Source organism: Streptomyces sp. LUP47B (assembly GCF_001746295.1).
Classification (GTDB): Bacteria; Actinomycetota; Actinomycetes; order Streptomycetales; family Streptomycetaceae; genus Streptomyces.
In genome coordinates, this window is the sequence record NZ_MJAH01000021.1 from 143,569 (window position 1) to 170,193 (window position 26,625).

The 26,625-nt window shown below is 70.5% G+C and carries 14 protein-coding genes and 1 pseudogene; 2 read left to right on the forward strand and 13 right to left on the reverse strand.

Annotation, left to right across the window (positions count from 1 at the left end; genetic code table 11):
- Positions 1–2: 2 nt before the first annotated feature.
- Positions 3–2,291: a UvrD-helicase domain-containing protein gene (locus BFN33_RS42720; RefSeq protein ID WP_079141319.1), complete on the forward strand. Its 2,289-nt coding sequence runs from the start codon at positions 3–5 to the stop codon at positions 2,289–2,291.
- 39 nt (positions 2,292–2,330) lie between these two features.
- Here BFN33_RS42720 and glgB read toward each other — a convergent pair whose 3' ends face one another.
- The 6 genes and pseudogenes from glgB to BFN33_RS42745 all read right to left on the reverse strand — a co-directional run bounded on the left by glgB (position 2,331) and on the right by BFN33_RS42745 (position 11,610).
- Positions 2,331–5,006 carry a 1,4-alpha-glucan branching enzyme gene (glgB, locus tag BFN33_RS42725; RefSeq protein ID WP_079141320.1) on the reverse strand — a complete coding sequence of 892 codons (2,676 nt, stop codon included), beginning with the start codon at positions 5,004–5,006 and terminating at the stop codon, positions 2,331–2,333.
- A gap of 31 nt (positions 5,007–5,037) precedes the next feature.
- Positions 5,038–6,426 carry a maltokinase gene (locus tag BFN33_RS42730; RefSeq protein WP_069765615.1) on the reverse strand — a complete coding sequence of 463 codons (1,389 nt, stop codon included), beginning with the start codon at positions 6,424–6,426 and terminating at the stop codon, positions 5,038–5,040.
- A 96-nt stretch (positions 6,427–6,522) separates the two neighbouring features.
- A complete protein-coding gene (gene treS / locus BFN33_RS42735; RefSeq protein WP_069765616.1) occupies positions 6,523–8,223 on the reverse strand; it encodes a maltose alpha-D-glucosyltransferase in 1,701 nt (566 codons plus the stop codon).
- Positions 8,220–8,843, reverse strand: a 624-nt coding sequence (locus BFN33_RS54920; RefSeq protein WP_370743373.1) for an alpha amylase C-terminal domain-containing protein, incomplete at its 5' end; no start/stop codon positions are given. The genes BFN33_RS54920 and treS, both read right to left, overlap by 4 nt.
- Before the next feature lies 1 nt (position 8,844).
- Positions 8,845–10,191, reverse strand: a pseudogene (locus tag BFN33_RS54925) (maltotransferase domain-containing protein); the annotation flags it as partial.
- 216 nt (positions 10,192–10,407) lie between these two features.
- Positions 10,408–11,610 (reverse strand): S8 family peptidase, encoded by a 1,203-nt coding sequence (locus BFN33_RS42745; RefSeq protein WP_069765617.1) that lies wholly within the window; start codon positions 11,608–11,610, stop codon positions 10,408–10,410.
- A gap of 292 nt (positions 11,611–11,902) precedes the next feature.
- On the opposite strand from BFN33_RS42745, the gene BFN33_RS42750 reads away from it, so the two are divergent.
- Positions 11,903–14,521 (forward strand): glycosyltransferase family 1 protein, encoded by a 2,619-nt coding sequence (locus BFN33_RS42750; protein ID WP_069765618.1) that lies wholly within the window; start codon positions 11,903–11,905, stop codon positions 14,519–14,521.
- Between the two features lie 25 nt (positions 14,522–14,546).
- Here the strand turns inward: BFN33_RS42750 and BFN33_RS42755 are convergent, their stop codons facing one another.
- The 7 genes from BFN33_RS42755 to BFN33_RS42785 all read right to left on the reverse strand — a co-directional run bounded on the left by BFN33_RS42755 (position 14,547) and on the right by BFN33_RS42785 (position 26,487).
- Complete coding sequence (locus tag BFN33_RS42755) at positions 14,547–15,056, reverse strand: DUF1990 domain-containing protein (RefSeq protein WP_069765619.1); 510 nt, start codon at positions 15,054–15,056, stop codon at positions 14,547–14,549.
- A 70-nt stretch (positions 15,057–15,126) separates the two neighbouring features.
- Positions 15,127–16,794 carry a M4 family metallopeptidase gene (locus tag BFN33_RS42760; protein ID WP_069765620.1) on the reverse strand — a complete coding sequence of 556 codons (1,668 nt, stop codon included), beginning with the start codon at positions 16,792–16,794 and terminating at the stop codon, positions 15,127–15,129.
- A gap of 291 nt (positions 16,795–17,085) precedes the next feature.
- On the reverse strand, positions 17,086–19,134 hold the full coding sequence (locus BFN33_RS42765) for a M4 family metallopeptidase (RefSeq protein ID WP_069765621.1): 2,049 nt from the start codon (positions 19,132–19,134) through the stop codon (positions 17,086–17,088).
- 235 nt (positions 19,135–19,369) lie between these two features.
- Entirely contained in the window at positions 19,370–21,148 is a 1,779-nt protein-coding gene (locus BFN33_RS42770) for an ABC transporter ATP-binding protein (RefSeq protein ID WP_069765622.1), read from the reverse strand.
- A complete protein-coding gene (locus BFN33_RS42775) occupies positions 21,145–22,836 on the reverse strand; it encodes an ABC transporter ATP-binding protein (RefSeq protein WP_069765623.1) in 1,692 nt (563 codons plus the stop codon). Before BFN33_RS42775 ends, BFN33_RS42770 begins: the two co-directional genes overlap by 4 nt.
- A 16-nt stretch (positions 22,837–22,852) precedes the next feature.
- Positions 22,853–24,712 (reverse strand): ABC transporter ATP-binding protein, encoded by a 1,860-nt coding sequence (locus tag BFN33_RS42780; RefSeq protein ID WP_069765624.1) that lies wholly within the window; start codon positions 24,710–24,712, stop codon positions 22,853–22,855.
- The gene (locus BFN33_RS42785; protein ID WP_069765625.1) at positions 24,709–26,487 is read right to left on the reverse strand and encodes an ABC transporter ATP-binding protein; all 1,779 of its coding nucleotides are present in this window, start codon (positions 26,485–26,487) and stop codon (positions 24,709–24,711) included. The genes BFN33_RS42780 and BFN33_RS42785 overlap by 4 nt, the downstream gene beginning before the upstream one ends.
- Between the last annotated feature and the right edge of the window lie 138 nt (positions 26,488–26,625).

Sequence of the window (26,625 nt, forward strand, 5' to 3'; positions counted from 1 at the left end):
ATATCCGGGCGGGAGTGGAATTGTCAAACACCGGTTTTCCGGACGATGAATTGCGTCAGGAGCAGGAATTCATCGACGGGCTGTACGCACATGTGGACGCCCTGCGCGGCGACACCGAGGTCTCCGTCACGGACGCGCTCGCCCAGGGCAACACCCCCCAGCAGGCGCGCCTCGAGCGGGACATCCTGGTCGCCGAGCGCTCGGGGCTGCTGGCCGCGCTGAACGCGGTCGACGGCTCGCTCTGCTTCGGCCGGATCGACCTCACCTCGGGCACCACCCATCACATCGGCCGGATCGGACTGCGCACCGAGGACGCCGAACGCACCCCGATCCTCATCGACTGGCGGGCCGGCGTCGCCCGCCCCTTCTACCTGGCCACCGGCCACACCCCGATGGGCCTGCGCCGCCGCCGGCACATCGGCACCGAGGGCCGCCGGGTGACCGACCTGCACGACGAGATCCTCGACCTGGGCGACCAGGAACGGACGGGCCACGAGGACCCGACCGGCGACGCCGTGCTGCTCGCCGCGCTCAACTCCGCGCGCACCGGCCGCATGAGCGACATCGTGCAGACCATCCAGGCCGAGCAGGACGAGATCATCCGCGCCCCCCACCGCGGGGTGCTGGTGGTCGAGGGCGGTCCGGGCACCGGCAAGACGGCCGTCGCCCTGCACCGGGCCGCGTATCTCCTCTACGAACACCGGGAGCTGCTGGCCAAGCGTGCCGTGCTGATCGTCGGCCCCAACCCCGCCTTCCTCGGCTACATCGGCGAGGTGCTGCCCTCGCTGGGCGAGACCGGCGTGCTGCTCGCGACGGTCGGGGAGCTCTTCCCCGGTGTGAAGGCGACGGCGACCGACAGTCGCGCGGCGGCCGCGGTGAAGGGGCGCGCCGCCATGGCGGACGTCCTCGCCGATGTCGTACGCGACTGGCAGGCCCTGCCCGACCCGGTGATCGCGATCGAGCACGACCGCGAGATCCTCATGCTGGACGACGGTCTGGTGAAGGTCGCCCGTGAGCGCACCCGGGCCGCCCGGCTGCCGCACAACGTGGCCCGTGAGCACTTCGAGGGCCACATCCTCAACACGCTCACCGACATGGTCGCCGAACGCATCGGCACGGATCCGTTCGACGGGACCAACCTGCTGGACCCGAGCGACATCACACAGATCCGCGACGAACTCGCCGAGAATCCCGAAGTCTGGGCCGCCATCGACCAGTTGTGGCCACGTCTGACCCCGCAGCGGCTGGTCGCGGACTTCCTCGCCGATCCGGTCGGCTACCTCCCCGACGAGGACGCGGCCGCCATCCGCCGCCCGGTGACCCGGGGTTGGACGGTGGCGGACGTACCCCTGCTCGACGAGGCGGCCGAACTCCTCGGCGTGGACGAACGGCTGGCCCGGGCCCGGGCCGAACGCGAGCGGGAGACGCAGGTCGCGTACGCGCAGGGCGTGCTGGACGTGTCGTACGCCTCGCGGACCTACGAGTTCGACGACAAGGACGAGGAGGACTCCGAGGTCCTGTCCGCGCACGACATCATCGACGCCGAGCGGTTCGCCGAGCGGCAGGAGGAGGACGACCACCGCAGCGCCGCCGAGCGCGCGGCGGCCGACCGCACCTGGGCGTTCGGGCACATCATCGTCGACGAGGCGCAGGAGCTGTCGCCGATGGCCTGGCGGCTGCTCATGCGGCGCAGCCCGACCCGTTCGATGACCCTCGTCGGCGACCCGGCGCAGACCGCGGAGGCGGCGGGCGTGGGGTCGTGGCAGAAGATCCTGGAGCCGTACGTCGAGGACCGCTGGGAGCACGCCAGGCTGGGCGTCAACTACCGCACCCCGGCCGAGATCATGGAACTCGCGGCCGCCGTGGTGCGCGCCTCGGACCCCGGGTTCGAGCCGCCGAGTTCGGTGCGGTCGACAGGGGTACGGCCATGGGTGCGTGCCACCGACGACCTGCCCGGCGCGGTCGCGGAGGCGGTGAAGGAGCTGACCCCCGCCGAGGGGCGGCTCGCGGTCATCGCCCCGCGCCATCTGCACCGCAGGCTGGCGGCCCGGCTCGACGGGGTGACCGCGGGTGCGGAGCCGGACCTGACGCGGACCGTCGTACTCCTGGACCCCCGTCAGTCGAAAGGGCTCGAATTCGACTCCGTGCTCGTGGTCGAGCCGGGCCTGTACGGCACGAGCGACCTCTATGTGGCGCTGACCCGGGCGACCCAGCGGCTGGGGGTGCTGCACACGGGCCGGCTGCCGAAGGCGCTGGCCGACACCTCCGTACCGGGGATCACCGAGCCGTAACAGGTCCCGCCATGACCGCCGAGGCCGGCCCGGCCGGCTCTACGCCGGCCGCAGCCACACCGTCGCCAGGGGCGGCAGGGTGAGCTGGATGCTGGCCGGGCGGCCGTGCCATGCCTGGGGGTCCGGTTTCACGATCTCCGGGTTGGTCACGTCGCTGCCGCCGTACTTGGCCGTGTCCGTGTTGAGGGACTCCAGCCAGGCCGGGACGTCGTCCGGGGCGCCCAGGCGGTAGTTGGGGCGGACCACCGGGGAGAGGTTGGAGACCGCGAGGAGTGGGGAGCCCTCCGCGTCGTAGCGGAGGAAGGCGAAGACGTTGTCCTCGGACGCGTCCCCCACGATCCACTGGAAGCCCGAGGGGTCCGTGTCGCGCTGCCACAGGGCCGGGGTGTGGCGGTAGACGACGTTCAGGTCGCGGACCAGGTCGCGGACGCCGCGGTGGTCGGCCTCCGCGCCGTACGCCGGGTCGAGCAGCCACCAGTCGGGACCGTGCGCCTCCGACCACTCCGCCCCCTGGGCGAACTCCTGGCCCATGAAGAGGAGTTGCTTACCGGGGTGGGCCCACATGAAGGCCAGGTAGGCGCGGAGATTGGCGCGTTGCTGCCACCAGTCGCCCGGCATCTTCGAGACCAGTGACTTCTTGCCGTGGACGACCTCGTCGTGGGAGATGGGCAGGACGTAGTTCTCGCTGTACGCGTACACCATCGAGAACGTCATCTCGTGGTGGTGGTACTTGCGGTGCACGGGTTCGTGGGACATGTAGTCCAGCGAGTCGTGCATCCAGCCCATGTTCCACTTCAGACCGAAGCCGAGGCCGCCGAAGCCGCCCGGTCCCATGTGGTGCGTCGCGCGGGTGACCCCGTCCCAGGCCGTTGACTCCTCCGCGATCGTCACCACGCCCGGGACCCGCCGGTAGACCGTCGCGTTCATCTCCTGGAGGAAGTCCACCGCGTCCAGGTTCTCCCGGCCGCCGTGCACGTTCGGCACCCACTGGCCCGGCTCGCGCGAGTAGTCGAGGTAGAGCATCGAGGCGACCGCGTCGACCCGCAGGCCGTCGATGTGGAACTCCTCGCACCAGTAGACGGCGTTCGCCACCAGGAAGTTGCGGACCTCGCGGCGGCCGTAGTCGAACTCCAGCGTCCCCCAGTCGGGGTGGGCCGCGCGCAGCGGGTCCTCGTGTTCGTACAGGGTGCGCCCGTCGAACTCGGCGAGCGCCCAGTTGTCGCGCGGGAAGTGGGCGGGCACCCAGTCCATCAGTACGCCGATGCCGGCCTGGTGGAGGGCGTCGACGAGGTACTTGAAGTCGTCGGGGGTGCCCAGGCGGGCCGTGGGCGCGTAGAAGCCGGTGACCTGGTAGCCCCAGGAGCCGCCGAAGGGGTGCTCGGCGACCGGCATCAGCTCGACGTGGGTGAAGCCCATCTCCTTGACATAGGCGGGCAGTTGTTCCGCGAGCTGACGATACGTCAGGCCGGGGCGCCAGGACGGGAGATGGATCTCGTAGACCGAGAAGGGGGCCTCGTGGGCGGGAGCGCCGGCCGCCCGGCTCGCCAGCCATTCCCCGTCCCCCCACTCGTGGTGCGAGGCATGGATGATCGAGGACGTGTTGGGCGGTACCTCCGTGCGGCGGGCCAGCGGGTCCGCGCGCAGGGTCTTCGAACCGTCGGGGCGGGTGATCTCGAACTTGTACAGCTCGCCCTCGCCGACACCGGGCACGAACAGCTCCCAGACACCGGTGCCGCCGAGCGAGCGCATGGCGAACGCCGACCCGTCCCAGAAGTTGAAGGTGCCCGCCACCCGCACTCCGCGCGCGTTCGGCGCCCACACCGTGAAGCGGGTTCCCGTCACGCCCTGGTGGGTCATGGGCCGGGCGCCCAGCGCCGTCCACAGCTGCTCGTGCCGGCCCTCGCCGATCAGATGCAGATCGAGGTCGCCCAGCGCGGGCAGGAAGCCGTACGCGTCCTCCAGGTCCTGGACCGTCTCCTCGTACGCCACGAGCAGCCGGTAGGAGGGGACCTCGCTCAGGGGCAGCAGGCCGGAGAAGAAGCCGTCGCCGTCGTCGTGCAGCTCGGCGCGCACCTCCCCGGCCACGACCGTGACGGCCTGGGCGTAGGGACGGAACGTCCGGAAAGCCACCCCGCCGGGAACCCGGTGGGCACCGAGCACCCCGTGCGGGTCGTGGTGGGTGCCGGACAGCAACCGTTCGCGGTCGCCACCGTCGAGGGCGGGGGAGACGGGTGTCTCCGTCGGCAGAACGGACGCGGGAACCGGGGCGGTGGCCTCTTCGACAGCGACCGGCTCGACCGGTTCCACGACGGTGTCCTCGGCGACCGCGCTCGGCGCCACGGTCTTCTTGGCGGTGACCTTCTTCGCCACGGCCTTCTTCGCCGTCGTCTTCTTCACGGCTGCCTTCTTTGCGGTGGCCTTCTTCACGACAGGCTTGTCGACGGCCGCATCCTTGACCAGCGCCTTCTTGGTGACTGCCCGCTGGGCGCCGTCCTTCTCGGCGTCGGCCTTCTTGGCACCGACCTTCTTGGCAACCGCTTTCACGATGCCGGCCGCATCGGCAGCGGCCTTCCCGGCACCGGCCTTCTTCGCGGGCGCCTTCTTGGCCACCGGCTCAGCCTTCTTCGCCGAGGCCTTCGTGGTCACTGCCTTCTCCGCGGCCTTCTTCTTCACAGTCTTCTTCGGGTCCGAACCGCTGGGGGTGGGCGGAGTCACGGGTGAGCCTCCTCGGCGGGAGTCGGGTCGGTCAGATCAGGTCGGTTGTCGCGTACCGCGCCACCGCGGCCATCGGCACCTGCAGCCAGTCCGGGCGGTGCCGGGCCTCGTAGACGACCTCGTAGATCGCCTTGTCGGTCTCGTAGGCGCGCAGCAGTACCGGATCGGTTCGCGGGTCCACGCCGCTGACCTCGGCGTATCCGGAACAGTACGCGGCCCGGCACGCCTCGGCCCAGCCCGGTACCGGCAGGTCGGTCGAGTGTGCCGCGTAGTCGAAGGAGCGCAGCATCCCGGCGATGTCCCGGGCCGTGGGCTGCGGCAGCCGGCGTTCGGAGAGCGACTTGGACGGCTCGCCCTCGAAGTCGATCAGCGACCAGTGCCCGGCGGCCGAGCGCAGACACTGGCCGAGGTGGAGGTCGCCGTGGATGCGCTGCGCGGTCCAGGTGCTGCCCTCGGCGGCAAGATCACCCAGCGCGGTGAAGGCGGAGCGCAGGCCCGGCTCGTACGGCCGGAGCGCCGGGACCGCCTGTACGGCCGCCTCCAGCCGCTCGATCATGCCGTCGACGAGCAGGTGCAGCTGCTGGTGGCCGAGTGTCACGGTCGGTAGCGCCCGGGCGAGCGCGGTGTGCACCTCGGCGGTGGCCCGCCCGAGCGCGTGCGCCTCGGCACCGAAGTCCTCGCCCTTGGCGAGCTCCCGCAGGGCCAGCTCCCAGCCGTCCGAAGCACCCTGCACGAAGGGCTGGAGCACAGCGAGGGTGTACGGCTCCCCGGCCAGCTCCGTCCGCAGCCACCCCGTCGGCGCGGGCACCCGGGGGCAGCCCTCCCCGGCCAGCGCCAGTGGCAGCTCCAGGTCGGGGTTGACGCCGGGCACGATCCGGCGCAGGAGTTTCAGGATGAACGTATCTCCGTAGACGATCGACGAATTCGACTGCTCGGCGGTCATCACCCGGGCCACCAGACCCTCCCGGATCTCCTGCTGCGGGTCCCGCTCGAAAGACAGCCCGCCGATCCGGTTCCCGGAGCGGATCGCTTCCAGGAGCAGTTCGGCGGGCAGTGGGTCGTAGAGGGCGTCGTACGCGGTACGGCCGGTGAGCGGGCCCTCCTCGACGTGGCCGATCAGCGCGGGCGCCAGCCGGGGCGGCAGCGCCTCGCGCACGCCTATGAGGAGCTGGTAGCAGTCCCCGGGGTGCGGCGGGGCGCCCATGGTGAGTGGCTGGTGGGCGCGGACGAGCAGGTGGTACAGGCCGAGCTTGGCGGTGGGCGGCAGCAGCTCGGTGGCCGCCACCAGCGAGAATCCGGTGACCGGGCGTCCCTTGCCCGCGAACCAGCGCTGCCGCGGCAACCACTCGCGCAGAAGTGGATCAAGCGAGGCGAGGAGGCCTGGACTCGTCGTGGCGGTGCGGGTGACGGCTTCCGACATGGCGTGGCGTCCTTTCCCCGGGCTGGCTGATCGGGGTGTTACTGATGCGTGCCCCGGGCGGGGCGGTGGAAACCGCCTCGCCCGGGTCCTCGTCGGCTAGGCGGCTTCCTTGCGGAGCCGGAACCAGTAGAAACCGTGCCCGGCGAGGGTCAGCAAGTACGGCAGTTCACCGATGGCCGGGAACCGTACCCCGCCGAACAGCTCGACCGGGTGCCGTCCGTTGAAGGCACTCAGGTCCAGCTCCGTCGGCTGCGCGAACCGTGAGAAGTTGTGCACGCACAGGACCAGGTCGTCCTCGTACTCCCTCAGGAACGCGATCACCGCCGGGTTCGACGACGGGAGCTCGGTGTAGGAGCCGAGGCCGAAGGCGGCGTTCTGCTTGCGGATCTCGATCATCCGGCGGGTCCAGTGCAGCAGCGACGAGGGCGACGCCATCGACGCCTCGACGTTGGTGACCTGGTAACCGTGGACGGGGTCCATGATGGTCGGCAGATAGAGCCGCCCGGGGTCGCAGGAGGAAAACCCTGCGTTACGGTCCGGTGTCCACTGCATGGGGGTGCGTACGGCGTCGCGGTCGCCGAGCCAGATGTTGTCGCCCATGCCGATCTCGTCGCCGTAGTAGAGGATCGGCGAGCCGGGCAGGGACAGCAGCAGGGCGGTGAAGAGCTCGATCTGGTTGCGGTCGTTGTCGAGCAGGGGGGCGAGCCGCCGCCGGATGCCGATGTTGGCGCGCATACGCGGGTCCTTCGCGTATTCGGCCCACATGTAGTCGCGTTCCTCGTCGGTGACCATCTCCAGGGTCAGCTCGTCGTGGTTGCGCAGGAAGATGCCCCACTGGCAGTTCGACGGGATGGCCGGGGTCTTGGCGAGGATTTCGGAGACGGGGTAGCGGGACTCCCGGCGGACCGCCATGAAGATGCGGGGCATGACCGGGAAGTGGAACGCCATGTGGCATTCGTCGCCGCCGCTCTCGAAGTCGCCGAAGTAGTCGACGACGTCCTCCGGCCACTGGTTCGCCTCCGCCAGCACCACCGTGTCCGGGTAGGAGGCGTCGATCTCCTTGCGGACCCGCTTGAGGAACTCGTGGGTCGCCGGGAGGTTCTCGCAGTTGGTGCCCTCCTCCTGGTACAGATAGGGCACCGCGTCGAGACGGAAGCCGTCGATGCCGAGGTCCAGCCAGAACTTCAGCGCGGAGATCATCTCCTCCTGCACGGCCGGGTTCTCGTAGTTGAGGTCCGGCTGGTGGGAGAAGAAGCGGTGCCAGAAGTACTGCTTGCGGACCGGGTCGAAGGTCCAGTTGGAGGCCTCGGTGTCGACGAAGATGATCCGGGCGTCCTGGTACTGCTTGTCGTCGTCGGCCCACACGTAGTAGTCGCCGTAGGGGCCGTCGGGGTTGGCCCGGGACTCCTGGAACCACGGGTGCTGGTCGCTGGTGTGGTTCATCACGAAGTCGATGATCACGCGCATGCCGCGGTGGTGGGCGGCGTCGACGAACTCCACGAAGTCGGCGAGGTCACCGAACTCCGGCAGCACGGCGGTGTAGTCGGAGACGTCGTAACCGCCGTCCCTGAGCGGTGACTTGAAGAACGGCGGCAGCCACAGGCAGTCGACACCGAGCCACTGCAGGTAGTCGAGTTTGGCGGTCAGGCCCTTGAGGTCGCCGACGCCGTCGCCGTTGCTGTCCTGGAAGGAGCGGACGAGGACCTCGTAGAAGACGGCCCGCTTGAACCAGTCCGGGTCCCGGTCCTTGGCAGGGGTGTCCTCGAAGGTGTCGTGGACGGGCTCGTTGACGATCATGTTGTGGGTGACCCTCCGATCTGCGGGGTGGACGGTCGCAGGACGGTGAGGATGTGCGCGGGGCGAGTGCCCGGTTCGAGACGCACGTAGTTCGTCCTGCCCCAGTGATAGGTCTCACCGGTGAGCTCGTCGCGCACCGGCACCGACTCGTGCCATTCCAGGCCGAGTTGCGGCATGTCCAACGAGACCGTGGCCTCCTGGGTGTGGTGCGGATCGAGGTTCACGACCACCAGAACCGTGTTCGAGCCGCTCCGCTTCGAGTACGCGATCACCGAGTCCTTGTCCGCGTGATGGAAGTGGAGGTCGCGCAACTGCCGTAGGGCCGGACTGTCCCGCCTGATGGTGTTGAGCTGGGTGATCAGGGGGGCGATGCTGTCGGGGGTGTCCCAGTCGCGGGCCTTGAGCTGGTACTTCTCCGAGTCCAGGTACTCCTCGCTGCCCTCCCGCACCGGGGTGTTCTCCGCGAGTTCGTAGCCGGAGTAGATGCCCCAGGTCGGCGAGAGCGTCGCGGCCAGTACCGCGCGCAGCGCGAACGCGGGGCGGCCGCCGTGCTGGAGGAACTCGTGCAGGATGTCGGGGGTGTTGGCGAAGAAGTTCGGCCGCATGTAGGAGGCCGCCTCNCGCCTCGGCCAGGAAGATCACGTCCGGGTCGGTGGCGTTGATGTCCGCGATCACCCGTTCCCAGAACACCACCGGCTTGGTGTGCGGGTTGTCCACCCGGAAGATCCGCACCCCGTGGTCCATCCAGTGCCGCAGCACCCGCAGCGTCTCCGCGATCAGACCGTCCATGTCGGCGTCGAAGGCGATCGGGTAGATGTCCTGGTACTTCTTCGGCGGGTTCTCCGCGTACGCGATGGTGCCGTCCGGGCGGTGGTGGAACCACTCCGGGTGCTTGTGCACCCAGGGATGATCCGGCGAGCACTGCAGCGCGAAGTCCAGCGCGATCTCCAGACCCTGCTCGGCGGCCTGCTGCACGAACCAGTCGAAGTCCTCGATCGTGCCCAGGTCCGGGTTGACGGCGTCGTGGCCGCCCTCCGGTGAGCCGATCGCCCACGGCACGCCCACATCGTCCGGGCCCGCGGACAGGGTGTTGTTGCGGCCCTTGCGGAAGGTGCTGCCGATCGGATGGATCGGCGGCAGGTAGACCACGTCGAACCCCATCGCCGCGATCGCCGGCAGCCGGCGCGCCGCGGTCCGGAACGTGCCGTGCGGCCGCTCGGGCGTGCCCTCCGAACGGGGGAAGAACTCGTACCACGACCCGAACAGCGCCCGCTCCCGCTCCACCAGCAGCGGCAGCGTCTCCGACGCCGTGATCAACTCCCGCAGCGGATGACGCGCCAGCACCGCGTCCACCTCGGGCGTCAACGCGGCCGCGAGCCGGGCGGCGGCGGGCCGGGACTCGTCGCGCAGGGCGCGGATGGCCGAGAGGAGCACGCCGTTGCGCCCGTCGTCGGGGACTCCGGCCGCGGCGCGCTCGTAGAGCCGGGCGCCCTCCTCCAGGACCAGCTCGGTGTCCATGCCCGCCGGGATCTTGATCTGGGCGTGGCGCCGCCAGGTCGTGACGGGGTCGCCCCAGGCCTCGACGGTGAAGGTCCACAGCCCCGGGCTGCCCGCGGTGACGGTGGCGCCCCACCGGTCGGTGCCAGGGGTCAGTTCCCGCATGGGGGTCCAGGGTCCGGCGCGGTCCTCCGGATCCTTCAGTACGACATTGGCGGCGACCGCGTCATGACCCTCACGGAACACGGTGGCCGAGATCTCGAACGTTTCGCCGGTGACCGCCTTGGCGGGCCTGCGTCCGCGCTGGACGACCGGACGCACGTCGAGGACGGGTATACGCCCGACGGTCGTGGCCGGTCCCTGCGGTGTGGAGGGTTGCTCCAGGCGCGGTGGTCCGGGGTCGACGGGACGCGTGGTGGACGCGTCGGTGCTGGACGTCGGGGGTGCTGACGAATGGTGCGTGGCGGGCATGACCGCTCCTGTCCGCGTCATCTTCGGGTGGGCGGATGGATGTGGGGAGGGGGTCCTGCGTGGCGTACCGGTGAACCTACCCGAGCGCCGTACCGCAGGAGCCTTCCCACCCTATTCGGGTGGGCAATCCGGCACTTTGTTAACTACTCACGCGTATGTCTTTACACAAACCGGCCCCGTTCTTGCCGAACGGGGCCGGTGTGCGGACGCTTCCCCCTAGGAACCCGGCACCTGGAGAAGTTTGTCCGGTGAACCCGCCCCCCGGCCGGACACCTTCCCGGATACCGCCAGCTTGACCAGCGCTTTGCCGACCTGTGCCGGAGTGGCCCTCGGGTGGTCGGCGAGATACAGCGCGGCCGCGCCCGCCGCGTGCGGGGCCGCCATCGACGTACCCGAGAAGGTCGCCCTGGCGGTGTCGCCGGTGATGCCCGCCGAGGTGATCGAGACCCCCGGTGCGAACAGGTCGACGGCGGATCCGTAGTTGGAGAAGCCCGCCCGGGTGTCCTTCGTGTCGGTCGCGCCGACCGTGATCGCCTGGGGTACGTCCGCGGGGGAGTAGAGCCCCGCCGACAGTCCGTCGTTGCCCGCGGCAACCGCGTAGGTCACCCCGGACGCGATGGAGGCGCGGACGGCGGCGTCCAGCTGGGCGCTGTGGATCCCGCCCAGGCTGACGTTGGCGACCGCCGGCTTCCGCGCGTTCTTCGTCACCCAGTCGATACCGGCGATGACCTGCGCGGTCGTGCCCGATCCGGTGTTGTCGAGAACGCGTACGGCCACCACCTTCGCCCGTTTGGCGACGCCGTACCCGGTGCCGGCGACGATGGCCGCCACGTGGGTGCCGTGACCGTTGCCGTCACCCGCCGATCCGTCGTTCCCGACGAAGTCCCAGCCGTAGGACGCCCGGCCCCCGAAGTCCTTGTGGGAGATCCGGATGCCGGTGTCGATCACGTACACCGTCGTCCCGGCGCCCGCGGACGCGGGCCCGGTGTAGGACCTGTCCAGCGGCAGCCTCGGCTGGTCGAGGCGGTCCAGACCCCAGGACGGAGGGTTCTTCTGGGTGCGCTCCAGGGTCACCCGGGTGTCCTGGACGACCGAGGCGACCCGGGAGTCCGCCGCGAGCTGTCTGGCCTGTCTCGCGTCGGCCCGGATCGCGTAGCCGTTGAGTACCGTGCCATAGGTATGGCTGATTCTCGCCCCGTACTTCTCGGCGAGGCCCTTTCCGGTCGCCGACGGAGCCTTCGTTCCCCCCTTGAGTGTCACCAGGTAACTCCCGCTGACGGAACCGGGCTCTCCGGCGCCGAGTATCCGCCCCTCCGGTGCGGCGTGCGCGGGCAGGGTGATGGCCGAAAGTGCGGCAGCGCAGCTCACCGCGGTCAGGCCCCCCACCCAGCGCAGACGCCGATCTCGCGTCCGTGCCATGACTTGAGTTCCCCTCCTCAACACGGCGTGCGGCAGCCGCGGACCGCCGGGTCCACCCGGCGTCGGCCGGCACGCCATGGGGAAGCCTCTCGTGTGGTGCGAAGTACCACAAGGACGCCTGCGGGGAGGGAATCGGCCATATCGGCTATGGGGGACGTGAGGGGGTTGCGGCGATTTCCGGACCGATCCTGCGGCGCAGCCCTCACCACGGGCGACGGCAACGCAGATACCGTTGGCGGAGACGACGACGCACACCGCCGTGCGTCCTCCAGCGAACGCGCTGAGGTGGCAAGTGAAGGCTATCCGTCGATTCACCGTCCGACCTGTCCTGCCCGAACCCCTCCGGCCGCTGAGCGACCTGGCGCGCAATCTGCGTTGGTCCTGGCATACGGAGACCCGTGATCTCTTTCAGTCCGTCGATCCGGAGCACTGGGCCGCGTCGGGCGGTGATCCCGTACGGCTGCTCGGCAGCGTGCGCCCCGCCCGGCTCGCCGAACTCGCCGAGGACCGCCGCTTCCTGCGCCGGCTCACCGCGGTCGCCGACGATCTCCACGACTACGTCACCGGGGAGCGCTGGTACCAGACCCACCCCGGTGAACTCCCCGCCGCCGTCGCCTACTTCTCGCCCGAGTTCGGCATCACGGCCGCCCTGCCGCAGTACTCCGGCGGTCTGGGCATCCTGGCCGGCGACCATCTCAAAGCGGCCAGTGACCTGGGCGTACCGCTGATCGGCGTCGGTCTGCTGTACCGCCACGGCTACTTCCGCCAGTCCCTGTCCCGGGACGGCTGGCAGCAGGAGCACTATCCGGTCCTGGACCCCAACGAACTGCCGGTGGCGCTGCTGAGGGAGGCCGACGGCACCCCGGCCCAGGTGTCGCTGGCCCTGCCCGGCGGCAAGCAGCTGCACGCCCGGATCTGGCTCGCCCAGGTCGGCCGGGTGCCCCTGCTGATGCTGGACTCCGACGTCGAGGAGAACGACCTCGGCGAACGCGGGGTGACCGACCGGCTCTACGGCGGCGGCAGCGAACACCGTCTGCTCCAGGAGATGCTCCTCGGCATAGGGGGTGTCCGCGCGGTACGGACGTACTGCCGGCTGACCGGCCACGCAGGACCCGAGGTCTTCCACACCAACGAGGGGCACGCCGGCTTCCTCGGTCTGGAGCGGATCGCCGAACTCTGCGACCAGGGACTGGACTTCGACGCCGGCCTGGAGGCGGTCCGGGCGGGGACCGTCTTCACCACGCACACGCCCGTCCCGGCCGGCATCGACCGCTTCGACCGGGAGCTGGTCGCCCGGCACTTCGGTGCCGACGCCGAGCTCCCGCGCATGGACGTGGGCCGGATCCTCGCGCTGGGCATGGAGACCTACCCCGGCGGCGAACCCAACCTCTTCAACATGGCCGTCATGGGCCTGCGCCTCGCCCAGCGCGCCAACGGCGTCTCGCTGCTGCACGGGCAGGTCAGCCGGGAGATGTTCTCCGGACTCTGGCCGGGATTCGACCCCGAGGAGGTGCCGATCACCTCCGTGACCAACGGGGTGCACGCCCCGACCTGGGTCGCGCCCGAGGTGTTCCGGCTCGGCGCCCGGCAGATCGGCGCCCAGCGCACCGAGGACGCGCTGACCGTCGGTGGCTCGGACCGCTGGGACGCCGTGGGCGACATCCCCGACCAGGACGTCTGGGAGCTGCGCCGCTCACTGCGGGAGCAGCTGGTGGTGGAGGTACGGGACCGGCTGCGGGCGTCCTGGCGGCAACGCGGCGCCGGTACGGCGGAGTTGGGCTGGATCGACGGCGTGCTGGACCCCGACGTCCTCACGATCGGATTCGCGCGCCGCGTCCCGTCGTACAAGCGGCTGACCCTGATGCTGCGGGACCGCGACCGGCTGATGGACCTGTTGCTGCACCCCGAACGACCGATCCAGATCGTGGTGGCCGGCAAGGCGCACCCGGCGGACGACGGCGGAAAGCGCCTGGTCCAGGAGCTGGTGCGGTTCGCGGACGACCCACGGGTGCGCCACCGGATCGTCTTCCTGCCCGACTACGGCATGGCGATGGCGCAGAAGCTGTACCCGGGCTGCGACATCTGGCTCAACAACCCGCTGCGGCCGCTGGAGGCCTGCGGAACGAGCGGGATGAAGGCGGCTTTGAACGGCTGCCTCAATCTCTCCGTCCTCGACGGGTGGTGGGACGAGTGGTTCCAGCCCGACTTCGGCTGGGCGATCCCGACGGCGGACGGTGTGGGGACCGACCCCGACCGCCGTGACGACATAGAGGCCGACGCCCTCTACGAACTGCTCGAACAGCGGGTGACCCCCCGCTTCTACGAGCAGGGACAGGGAGGCCTCCCCGACCGTTGGATCGAGATGGTCCGCCAGACGCTCACCCTGCTGGGCCCGAAGGTCCTGGCGGGCCGCATGGTCCGCGAGTACGTCGAACGCCTCTACGCCCCCGCGGCCCACGCCCACCGCACGATGGCCCCGGACGTGGCGCGCGAGCTCGCGGAGTGGAAGTCCCGGGTGCGGGCGCAGTGGCACGGGGTGACGGTCGACCACGTGGAGACCACGGCCGCGACGACCACGGCCGAACTCGGCACCACGCTCGGCCTCAGGGTCCACGTGGGCCTCGGCGCCCTGGGCCCGGACGACGTGGAGGTCCAGGCGGTCTCCGGCCGGGTCGACGAGGAGGACCGCATCGCGGACGCGGCGACGGTCCCGCTGAAGTCGGTCGGCGGCCCGGACGCGGAGGGGCGGTGGGTCTACGAGGGCCCGCTGTCCCTGGACCGCACGGGACCCTTCGGCTACACGGTCCGCATCCTGCCCTCGCACCGGTTGCTGGTGTCGGGCGCGGAGCTGGGGCTGGTGGCGGTGCCTTCGGAGGACGTGGTGGAGGGGGCGGGGGTGCTCTTGCGGTGAACCGCGGGGGCGCGGGCGGGCTCGCTCAGCCCGCGTCCTCCCCGCCGCACAGTTTCCGCAGCACCGACCCGCACTTTCGCGCGTACGCGTGCTGCAGGCCCCGGGTCGCCGGGCCGCCCGCCCGGGCGTACCACTTCGCGGCGCGGCTGAACGCCGAAACCGTCAGCCATACCGTGCCGTCGCCCGTGCGGTCGACGACGAAGGACTCCTCGCCGGATTCGGGGTGGCCGGAAAGGGTGCCGTAGGCCCAGCCCGCGCGGCGGTGTTCCTCGACCGTCCAGACGACCCGGCAGGGAGCCCTGATGACGCCCGCGAGGGTGACCGTGACGTCCACGTCGGGGGCCGCGCGGTCCGCGGTGGCGTCTATGCCCACGCCCAGGGCGCGGTGCATCTCCCAGGTCAGGACCGCCTCGGAGGCCTTCCGGAAGACGTCGTGACCCTCCCCTATGCGGGTGCGTACATGCAGGGGGTGGAAGCCGGGCGGGCAGAAGCCGCTCCGCCGGGTCGCGCCGACGTCGTCGTACGTGAAGGACATGGGACCCAAGAGTAGGGCGGTACCCGGAGCTGCCTTCGTCCCGGGTACCGCCCGTCGAGCCTCCTGCGGACTAGCTCACGTTGACCGCGGACCAGGCCGCGGCCACCGCCTTGTACTCGGTGCTGGTGGAGCCGTACAGGGCGGACGCCGCGGAGAGCGTGCCCGTGCGCGCCGACTTGTAGTTGGTCGTCGACGTGAAGTACGTCGTCAGCGCCTTGTACCAGATCTGCAGGGCCTTGGCGCGGCCGATGCCGGTGACCGTGGAGCCGTTGGACGTCGGCGAGTTGTAGGACACGCCGTTGATCGTCTTGGCGCCGCTGCCCTCCGAGAGGAGGTAGAAGAAGTGGTTCGCCACGCCCGACGAGTAGTGGACGTCCAGGTTGCCGACCGACGAGGACCAGGAGTCCGCCGAGCCGCCGTCCTTGCTGGGCTTGTCCATGTAGCGCAGCGGGGTGCCGTCGCCGTTGATGTCGATCTCCTCGCCGATGAGGTAGTCACCGACGTCGTTGGAGTTGTTGGCGTAGAACTCCACGCCCGTGCCGAAGATGTCCGAGGTGGCCTCGTTGAGGCCGCCGGACTCGCCGGAGTAGTTCAGGCCCGCCGTGTTCGCGGTGACGCCGTGGCTCATCTCGTGGCCGGCCACGTCCAGCGAGGTGAGCGGGCTGACGTTGCCCTCACCGTCGCCGTACGTCATGCAGAAGCAGCTGTCGTCCCAGAACGCGTTCACGTACTGGTTGCCGTAGTGCACGCGGGAGTAGGCGCCGACGCCGTTGTTCTTGATGCCGCTGCGGCCGAAGGTGGACTTGTAGAAGTCCCACGTCTCCGCCGCGCCGTAGGCGGCGTCGACGGCCGCCGTCTGGTCGGTGGTGGAGCTGGAGGCGGCCCCGGTGCCCCACGTGTTGTCGGCGTCCGTGAACAGGGTGCCCGCCGACGAGCTGGTGCCGTGGGACTTGTTGTACGTCTTGTGGCTGCCGCGCGTGCCGTCGGTCAGCTGGTACGTCGAGCCCGACAGGGTGGTCTCCAGGCTGACCGTGCCCGAGTACAGGCTCTTGCCGGTGCCGGTCGCGTTCTCGATGCCCTGGTACTCGTAGAGCTTCTTGCCGGTGGCGGCGTCGGTGATGACGTGCAGCTGGTTCGGGGTGCCGTCGTCCTGGAAGCCGCCGACGATCGTCTCGTAGGCGAGGACGGGGGTGCCCGAGCCGGCCCAGATCACCTTGCGCGCGCCGTCGGCCGCGGCCTTGTCCGAGCCCGCGGCCTTGGCGGCGGTCAGCGCCTGCGTCTCGGCCTTGGCGACGGTGACCTTGGGGGTCAGCGAGGCGACCTTGATGGTGGCCTTCGTCGCCTTGGAGACGCCCTCGGTGGCACCGGACTTCGACTCGTGGACGACCAGGTCGCCGCCGAGGACGGGCAGGCCGTCGTAGGTGCGCTCGTAGCGGGTGTGGACCGTGCCGTCGGCGTCTCTCACGACGTCCTTGACGACCAGCTTCTCCTTGGCGCCGAGACCTATCTCGCGGGCCGTGGAGCCGGCCTCGGCCTGCTGCTCCTTGATGAGCGAGGTGCGTGCGGCCGCGGACAGCTGGACCGGGGCGCCCGCGGGAGTGGCTTTGCTGGAGCCTTCCGCCGGGGTTGCGGCGGCGGCACTGCCGGTGGTCAGACCGGTGGCGAGCAGGGCCCCGGCCGCGACGGCGGTGGCGATGGCCAGGGTGGTGCGCTTGTGACGCGCGTAGAGGGGGGTCACACAAGCTCCTTCGTGGGGGAGCCCGGAGGGCGTGGGGTTGCCTTCCGGGGTGGTCGTGAAGTTGTGCGGCGGTTGTGAGGAAGCGTGGCATCAAGGCGCGTACATGTCATGACCCTCAAGTGATGTTGGCCGAAAGTCGACCAGTGGGTGAACATTGCAGCGATGTAAACCCGGTTGACCTGGGCAAAGCCCCAACAAGCCGTCAGTCATGGGATGGCAAAAAGAGGCGCCGCCCCGGGGAGTCGAACCACCGGGGCGGCGCCTGTCCGTGTGCCTGTCGGTCCTGCCGGTCTACGGGAAGGTGAGCTTCCAGCTGTTGATGTAGCCGGTGTCCTGGGCCGCGTTGTCCTGGACCCGCAAGTTCCAGGTCCCGTTGGCGACCTCGGAGGATGCGTTCACCGTGTACGTGGTGTTGAGGTTGTCGGTGCTGCCGCCCGTGCCGTACGCCTTCAGCGTGTACGCCGTACCGTCCGGGGCGATCAGCTGCACCCGGAGGTCACCGATGTAGGTGTGCACGATGTCGACCGCGACCGCGAGGTTCGAGGGCGCGTTGCCGGTACGCCCTGAGACGGTGACAGGCGAATTGACCGCAGCCCCGTTGTCCGGAATCGATACGTCGGTGGTCGACTCGAACGAGGTGCCGCCACCGCCGCCACCGCCGGGCCGCGAGCCGACCGCCACGCCCGCCCAGGCGTTCGCCACGGCCGTGTACTCGGCGCTCGTCGTGCCGTACAGCTCACCCGCCGCCGCGAGGGTGCCGGTGCGGGCGGCCGCGTAGTTGGTCGTGGTCGTGAACTTCGTGGTCAGCGCGCGGAACCAGATCTTCTCCGCCTTGTCCCGGCCGATGCCGGTGACCGGGAGGCCGTCCGAGGTCGGGGAGTTGTAGGTGACACCGTTGATGGTCTTGGTGCCACTGCCCTCCGACAGGAGGTAGAAGAAGTGGTTCGCCGGGCCGGACGAGTAGTGGACGTCCACCGATCCGATCCCCGAGTACCAACTGTCCTTGGACGCGCCGTCCTTGCTCGGCTTGTCCATGTAGCGCAGCGGGGTGCCGTCGCCGTTGATGTTGATCTTCTCGCCGATGAGGTAGTCACCGACGTCGGAGGAGTTGTTGGCGTAGAACTCGACGGCCGTGCCGAAGATGTCGGAGGTCGCCTCGTTCAGTCCGCCGGACTCGCCCGAGTAGTTGAGCCCCGCGGTGTTCGACGTGACGCCGTGGGTCATCTCGTGACCGGCCACGTCGATCGCCGTCAGCGGGTGGGTGTTGCCCGACCCGTCGCCGTACGTCATGCAGAAGCAGCTGTCGTCCCAGAACGCGTTGACGTAGTTGTTGCCGTAGTGGGCCCGGGAGTACGCGCCCACCCCGTCACCGCGGATACCCGAACGCCCCTGCACGTTCTTGTAGTAGTCCCACGTGAGCGCGGCACCGTAGTGCGCGTCCGCGCCGGCCGTCTCGGCGTTGGAGGCGCTGCCGTTGCCCCAGGCGTCGTCGGGGCCCGAGAAGAGGGTGCCGGTGCCGGAGGTGCCGTGGTTGAGGTTGTACGTCTTGTGGCCGCCGCGCGCCCCGTCGGTCAGGTTGTACGTCGACCCGGACTGAGTGGTGCCGAGGGTGACCGTGCCGCTGTACATGGTGGTGCCGGTGCCGGTCTCGATGCCCTGGTACTCGTAGAGCTTCGCGCCGGTCGCCGCGTCCGTGACGACGTGCAGCTCGTTCGGGGTGCCGTCCTCCTGGAGGCCGCCGACGACCGTCTCGTACGCCAGGGTCGGCGTGCCGTTGCCGGCCCAGATGACCTTGCGCGGGGCGCGGTTGACGTTGGGGATCTTCGCGTCCGCCGCCTTCGCCGCCTTCAGCGCCTGCGTCTCGGCCTTGGCGGCGGGCAGCGCGGCCGTGGTCGTGGCCGGCTTGATGGCCTTCTGGGTGGCCTTGACGACCGCCTCGGTCGCCCCCGACTTCGCGGTCTCCACGACCAGGTCGCCGCCGAGGACGGGCAGACCGTCGTAGGTGCGCTCGTAGCGGGTGTGGAGCGTGCCGTCGCCGTCCTTGAGGACGTCACGGACGACCAGCTTCTCCTTGGCGCCCAGGCCGAGGTCCTTGGCGGTGTCCGCCTTGGTGGCGTTCGCCTCGCGTATCAGCTCGGCCCGCTGGGCGGGGGTGAGCTTGAGGGACTCGGCGCCCGGGATCACCTTGCCCGCGGCCGACGTTGCCTTCTCGGGGGCCGCGGTGGCGGCGCCCGACTGGACCGCCGCGGCGATCAGGGCGGAGACACCGACGAGGGCCACGGCGGCGGCCCTGCGGTGCAGGGTGTGGGGGGTGCGTCTGTGGGAGGACCTGTCTCTCAACACTGACTCCTTCTGCGCGGCCGCGGATCGCGCGGCCAGGGGAGACCGGACGGTGGGTCGACCGTCCGGGCGGTACGCGGAACGAGGTGCGGAGGCCGCGGATCAGAACACAGCGAGAGATCTGTGAGGTTGCTGTGAAGCGGCCGTGGGAAGCGTGGCACCGGAAAGCCCGTACTGTCAGGAGCGCGTCAGGAACTTGGCCGGAAATCGTTCGTTGTCCGGGAGTTCATGTTCGCTATACGGACTTTCCACCCTGGCCGGACACCGGGGGCCGGTCCCCGTGCCACGACCCCCACAGCGCCGCGTAGGCCCCGTCCGCCGCCACCAGCTCCTCATGCGTGCCGAGCTCCGTCAGCAGGCCGTTCTCCATCACCGCCACCCGGTCCGCGTCGTGCGCGGTGTGCAGCCGGTGCGCGATCGCGATCACCGTCCGTCCTTCGAGCACGGCGGCCAGGGCGCGCTCGGTGTGCCGCGCGGTCGTGGGATCGAGGAGCGCGGTCGCCTCGTCGAGGATCAGTGTGTGGGGGTCCGCCAACACCACCCGGGCCAGGGCGAGTTGCTGCGCCTGCGAACCGTCCGTACGGCAACCGTCGTCACCGAGCGCGGTGTCGAGCCCCTCCGGCAGCTCCCGTACCCACCCGTCGGCTCCCACCGCGGTCAGGGCGGCCCACAACTCCTCGTCGTCGGCGCCGGGTTCGGCGATACGGAGGTTGTCGCGGACCGTGCCCAGGAAGACGTGGTGCTCCTGGGTGACCAGGACGACCTGGCGGCGCAGCTGCTCGGGGTCGAGGCCGACGACAGGGACCCCGCCGACCGTCACCGATCCGGAGGTCGGCGCGTCGACACCCGCGAGCAGCCTGCTCAAGGTGGTCTTCCCGGCGCCGGAAGGGCCCACGACGGCCAGCCGTTCACCGGGGCGCACGGTCAGGTCGACGCCGTGCAGGACCTCACTGCCGCGGCCGTAGGAGTAGCGCGCGGCGGTGACGTCGAAGCGGTCGTCGGCGGGGGCGGGGGAGTTCTCGGCGGAGGCCCGCGGGGCCGCGGCGAGGCCCTCCACGCGGGCGAACGAGGCACCGCTGGACTGGAGTTGCTCGATCCGCATCAGGATCTCGTCGAGGGGGGTGGCCATCTGACGCAGATACAGGGCAGCGGCGACGACCGACCCCAGGCTCAGCATGTCCTGCGCGTGCAGCACCTCGCCGACCAGGAGCACACCGGCCACGGGCAGGATGTACGCCACCTCCACCACAGGGAAGAACACACTACGCAGGTAGAGGGTGTAGAGGCGGGTGCGGCGGGCCGTGTCGAGGGCGTCCCGGCTCGCCCGGACGCGCCGCTTCTCGAGTCGGAGCGCCTCGACCGTGCGGGCGCCGGACGCGGTGGCCGCGAGGATCTCGGCGACGTCGGAGGTGGCGGCGCCCTCGGCCAGGTAGCCGTCCCTCGCCCGCCGCAGATACCAGCGCAGCACGAACCAGATGGGCAGCAGACCGAACACACCGACGGCACCGAGCAGCGGGTCGAGGACGAACACCGCGGCCAGCAGGAACAGGAACTGCACGGAGTTGATGAGGAGTTCGGGTCCCGCGTCGCGGAGCGTGGTGCCGACGGTCGAGACGTCGGCGGTGCCCCGGGCCGTGAGGTCGCCGGTGCCGGCGCGTTCCACGACAGAGGCGGGCAGGGCCAGGGTGCGCTCCACGAACTCCTCGCGGACGCGGGCGAGGGTGCGTTCGCCGAAGCGGTGACCGACGTAGCGGGCCCAGCGGGCGAGGACGAGCTGGGTGCTCGCGCACACCACGAGGACGAGCGAGAGCCGGTCCACCGCCGCCACGCCCTCCCCGGCGCGCACCTCGTCGATGATCCGGCCGAGCAGCCACGGTCCGGCCAGACCGCTGAGGGCGGCGAGCGCGTTCAGGGCGAGTACGGCGGTGAAGGCGCGGGTGTCGGCGCGTACCAGCCGGACCGCGGCCCGCCGCACGGTCACGGGATCGGCGACCGGCAGGTGACCCGTGCTCACTTCATGACCTCCGCGTCTCGGGCGACCAGGGCGCGGTATCCCGGTTCCTCGGTGAGGAGTTGCTGGTGGGTTCCGGTCGCCGCGAGTTTGCCGTCGACCAGGTAGTGGACCGCGTCGGCGTGGTCCAGTACGAGGGGCGAGGTGGTGGTGACGGCTGTGGTGCGGCCCTGGCGGGCTTCTCGTAGGCGTCCGGCCACGAGGGCTTCCGTGTGCGCGTCCAGGGCGGAGGTCGGTTCGACGGCGAGCAGGACTTCTGCGTCGGCGAGCAGGGCTCTCACCAGTCGGATGCGTTGACGTTGGCCGCCCGAGAGGTTGCGGGCCTGGGCGTCCATGGGGGAGTCGAGGCCGTCCGGGAGACCTTGGACGATGTCGTCTGCCACGGCTGCGTGCAGGGCGGCCGTGGGGTCGCAGTCCGCGCCCGTGATCACCTCGCGCAGTGTGCCCGCGAACAGGTCCGCCTCGTGGTCCGCCAGCAGGATGTGCTCTCTGATCTGGGGCAGCCGGATCTCGTTCAGCGGTACTCCGCCCCACGTCGCCGCTGACGGGGTGTACCGGGCCAGACGGTCCAGAACCGTTGCCGTGTCCGCGGGCCTCGCGCAGGCCAGTGCCGTCAGGCGGCCCGGCAGGACGCGGACGCCCGACTCCGGGTCGTGCAGGACCGAGGGCTCCGCGGGAGCGTCCCGTGTGCCCCGGTCCTCCATCGGCTCCAGGCGCAGGAACCGTACGACCCTTCTCGCCGCCACCACTCCCCGGCTCAGCTGGTAGCCGCACTCCACCCAGAACGCCACCGGGCCCACCAGGACCGCGACATAGCCGTACACCGCGACCAACTCGCCCACGGTGATCTCGCCCTGGGCGGCCAGGCGGGCCGCGAGCCAGGTGACCACGGCGAGGAACAGGGTGGGCAGGCCCACGCCGAGGGCCTGGACCCAGCTGGTGACCGCGCCGACCCGGTAGCCCTGGGCCCGCAGGTGCTGGCTGTCGCGGTGGAAGGCGTCGGCGACCAGGCCCTTGCCGCCGAGTCCGTTGAGGACACGCAGGCCGCCCGCGAGGTCGGCGATGCGGGAGGTGAGGACGCCCTGGCGGTCGCGGTACTCCGTCTCGGCGCCCTGGAGGCGGGACAGGAACGGGCCGACGAGCAGGACGATCGCCGGGATGCCGAGCAGGACCACGGCCGCGAGGACCGGGGAGACCGAGACCAGCAGGGCGGCCACCGTCAGATAGGCGACGCACGCGCCGACGCCCGGGCCGACGACCGTCAATGCGCCCGCGATCGTCTGCACGTCGCCCACGCCGATCGTGACGACCTCCCCCGCCCCGGTCCGGCGCGAGAGGGCGGCGCCCAGGCGGACCGCCTGTCCGACGACCACCTTGACCGTGCGGAAGTTGGCGTCCATCCGCACCCGGGTCATCGTGCGGTGCCGCATGATGCTCAGCCAGGCGTTGAAGGAGCCGACCGCGAACAGCGCGAAGCACCAGCCGGCGAGCGCCGCCCAGTCGCCCGGCTCCAGACCCTCGTCGATCGCCTTCGCCATCAGATACGGCGTCGCCGCGAGCAGCACCATCCAGGAGCTGCCCAGCAGCGCCCCGGCGACGGACCGCCCGGGCTGGCAGCGCACCAGCCACCACAGATACCGCCAGCCGCCCCGGACGTCGGGCGTGCCGGGGTCCTCGTACGCGTCGATCACCTGTCCCCCTGTCGATTCACGCGAGGCTGTCCCGCCAGGCCCGGTGCAGATCCGCGAACCGGCCCGCGTCCGCGACGAGTTCGGCCGGTGTGCCGTCCTCGACGATCCTGCCGTGCTCCATGACCAGTACCCGGTCGGCGATCTCCACGGTCGACAGCCGATGCGCGATCACCACGGCCGTACGGCCCTTCAGGACCGTCCCCATCGCACGCTGCACGGACCGCTCGCCCGGGATGTCCAGCGAGCTGGTCGCCTCGTCCAGGATCAGCACCGCCGGATCGGCGAGCAACGCCCGCGCGAACGCCACGAGCTGGCGCTGACCCGCCGAGATACGGCCGCCCCGCTTGCGTACGTCCGTGTCGTAGCCGTCGGGCAGGGCGCTGATGAAGTCGTGCGCGCCGATCGCCTTCGCCGCCTGCTCGATCTCCTCGCGGGTGGCGTCCGGCCGGCCGATCGCGATGTTCTCGGCGACCGTGCCGGAGAACAGGAACGCCTCCTGCGTCACCATGACCACCCCGCGCCGCAGTTCGGGCACGGCGAGCTCGCGAAGGTCCACGCCGTCCAGGAGGACGCGGCCGTCCGAGGGGTCGTAGAAACGGGCGAGGAGTTTGGCGAGCGTCGACTTTCCGGCGCCGGTCGAGCCGACCACCGCGACCGTCTGCCCGGCGGGCAGGGTCAGATCGAACCGGGGGAGCACCTCGCCGCCGGTGCGGTAGGCGAAGCGGACGCCGTCGAAGACGACCTCGCGGCCCGGGTGCTGCGACTCGAGGGCCGGGAGCTGCCTGGGTGTCACCGGCTCGGGCACCGTCGGGGTCTGGGCGAGCAGACCCGCGATCTTCTCCAGGGAGGCCGCCGCCGACTGGTAGGAGTTCAGGAACATCCCGAGCCGGTCGATCGGGTCGTACAGCCGCCGCAGATACAGCACCGCCGCTGCCAGTACACCCAGCTCCAGCGAGTCCTGCGCCACCCGGTAGGCGCCCCACAGCACGATCCCCGCGACGGCCGTGTTGGCGACCAGCCGGGAACTGACGACATAGCGGGCCATCTCAAGCAGCGCGTCGCCGTTGACCCGCTCGTGCCGCCTGTTCAGTACGGCGAAGTCGGCGTCGTTGGCGGCCTCGCGGCGGAACGCGCGCACCGGCCGGATGCCGTTCATCGTCTCCACGAACTTGACGATCACGGCGGCGATCGCGGTCGACCGCTTCCGGTACACCCGGCCCGCGCGCCGCCGGTAGCCCCGCACGAGCAGGTACAGCGGCAGGAAGGACGCCACCGCGACCGCGCCGAGGGCGAGATCCAGCCAGAGCAGCAGGGCGGAGATGTAGAGGAAGGACAGGATGACGGTGACGAGTTCCTGCAAGCCCTCATTGAGCAGTTCGCGCAGCGACTCCACGTCCGTCGTCGAACGGGAGATGAGCCGGCCCGAGGTGTAGCGCTCGTGGAAGTCGATGCTCAGCGCCTGCGCGTGCCGGAAGATCCGGCCGCGCAGATCGAGCAGCACGTCCTGGTTGACGCGGGCGGAGACCAGGATGAACGCGTACTGGAGCCCGCCGGCGGCCAGCGCGGACAGCAGATAGCCGGCGCCGACCGCGATCAGCGGGCCGTTGTCGTGGTCCCGGAACGCCGGAACCGCGCGGTCGATGGCGTACGCGACCAGCAGTGGGCCCGCCTGTACGGCCGCCTGCTGGAGCAGCAGCAGGAACGTGGTGAGGGTGACCCGTGCCCTCATCGGGGCGAGCAGGGAGCGCAGCAGGAGGGAGGTGGCGCGCGGGGGAGTGGGCAGGCGGTCGCGGTCGAAGGCGTCCCCCGCGTCCTGGTGACGGGGGAGTTCGGGTTCGTCGTCCGCCGTGGGGGCGTTGGTGGTGGGGGCCGTCATCGGTCGTCGTCCTCCGCTTCCCCGGTGCCGGACATGAGGTGGGCGTACTCGGCGTTGGTGCGCAGCAGTTCGTGGTGGGTGCCCACGGCGGTGATACGGCCGTCGGACAGCAGCGCGACGCGGTCGGCGAGCAGCACGGTCGAGGGGCGGTGCGCCACGATGAGGGCGGTGGTGTCCGCGAGGACGTCGCGCAGCGCGGCCTCCACGGCGGCCTCGGTGTGCACGTCCAGCGCGGACAGGGGATCGTCGAGGACGAGGAATCTGGGCCTGCCGACCACGGCCCGGGCCAGGGCGAGGCGTTGGCGCTGGCCGCCGGAGAGGCTGAGGCCCTGTTCGCCGACCTGGGTGTCGGTGCCGTGGGGGAGGGCGTGCACGAAGTCCGCCTGCGCGACGGACAGGGCGCGGTCCAGTTCCCCTTCGTCCATGCCCAGCAGGACGTTGTCCTTGACGCTGGCGGAGAAGAGGGTGGGTTCCTCGAAGGCGACGGCCACCATGGAGCGCAGCTCTTCTCTGGGCATGGCGGTGATGTCCTCGCCGTCCAGGGTGATGTGGCCGGATGTCACCTCGTGGAGGCGGGGGACGAGGGCGGTGAGAGTCGTCTTGCCGCTGCCCGTCGTGCCGACCAGGGCCATGGATTCGCCGGGGCGGATGTGGAGGTCGATGAGGTCGAGGATGGGTGGGGAGTCCTCGGGGGCGTCGGGGTAGCGGAACCGGACCTGGTGGAACCGGAGGCCTTCGTCGTCGGGCGCGGATTTGTGGGGGCTGAGGGGCGCGTCTTCCTGCTCCGGTGATTCGTTCATCACCTCGAAATAGCGCTCCGTCGCCGTCGCCGCCTCCTGGGTCATCGCCAGCAGGAAGCCGATCGACTCCACCGGCCACCTGAGCGCAAGTGCCGTCGACAGGAAGGCCACCAACGTGCCCGCCGACAGGTCCCCATCGGCCACCTGCACGCAGCCCAGGACCAGCGCGGCCCCGATGGCCACCTCGGGGAGGGTGGTGATGACGCCCCAGATCGTGGCGAGCAGTCCCGCCTTGCGCAGCTCGGTTCCCCGCAGCTTCCCGGACAGTTCACGAAAGGCCCGCGCCTGGGAACGGTGGCGTCCGAAGCCCTTGATGATCCGGATGCCGAGCACGCTCTCCTCGACGACCGTCGTGAGGTCGCCGACCTGGTCCTGGGCGAGCCGCGCCACACTGTGGTACCGCTTCTCGAAGACCATGCACGTGATCATCACGGGGATGGCCGGACCCAGGATCACCAGCCCCAGCGTCCAGTCCTGGAGCAGCATGATGATCACGCCGACGATGATCGTCACGGCGTTGACCAGCAGGAAGGTCAGCGGGAAGGCGAGGAACATGCGCAGGAGCATGAGGTCCGTGGTGGCCCGGGACAGCAGCTGGCCGGACGCCCAGCGGTCGTGGAAGGCCACCGGGAGGCGCTGGAGGTGCCGGTACAGGCCCGCCCGCATCTCCGCCTCGACGTGGGACAGCGGTCTCGCCACCAGCCATCGCCGCAGCCCGAACAGCAGTGCCTCCGCGAACCCGAGCAGCAGCAGGTACAGCGCGCCGAGCCATACGCCCGCCGTGTCCCCGTCGGCGACCGGGCCGTCCACCATCCACTTCAGGACGAGGGGGATCACCAGCCCCGTACAGGAGGCGAGGATCGCCACGAGCGCGGCGGTGACCAGCCGCGCGCGGGCCGGCCGCACATACGGCCACAGACGCAGCAGGGTTGTTGCCGCCGATCGGTCCTTGGTGGTTGCACGTGTCGTGGACATCAGCTGCGAGCCTACGGACCGGCACTGACAACGCCCACCTAGTTTTGGCCGGACCGGAATCGGCCGCTGGTCCTACGACCTGCATGTTCGAGGGGTCGTACGGCCGCATCAGCCGATCGGTTGATGCCGGGTCGAGCG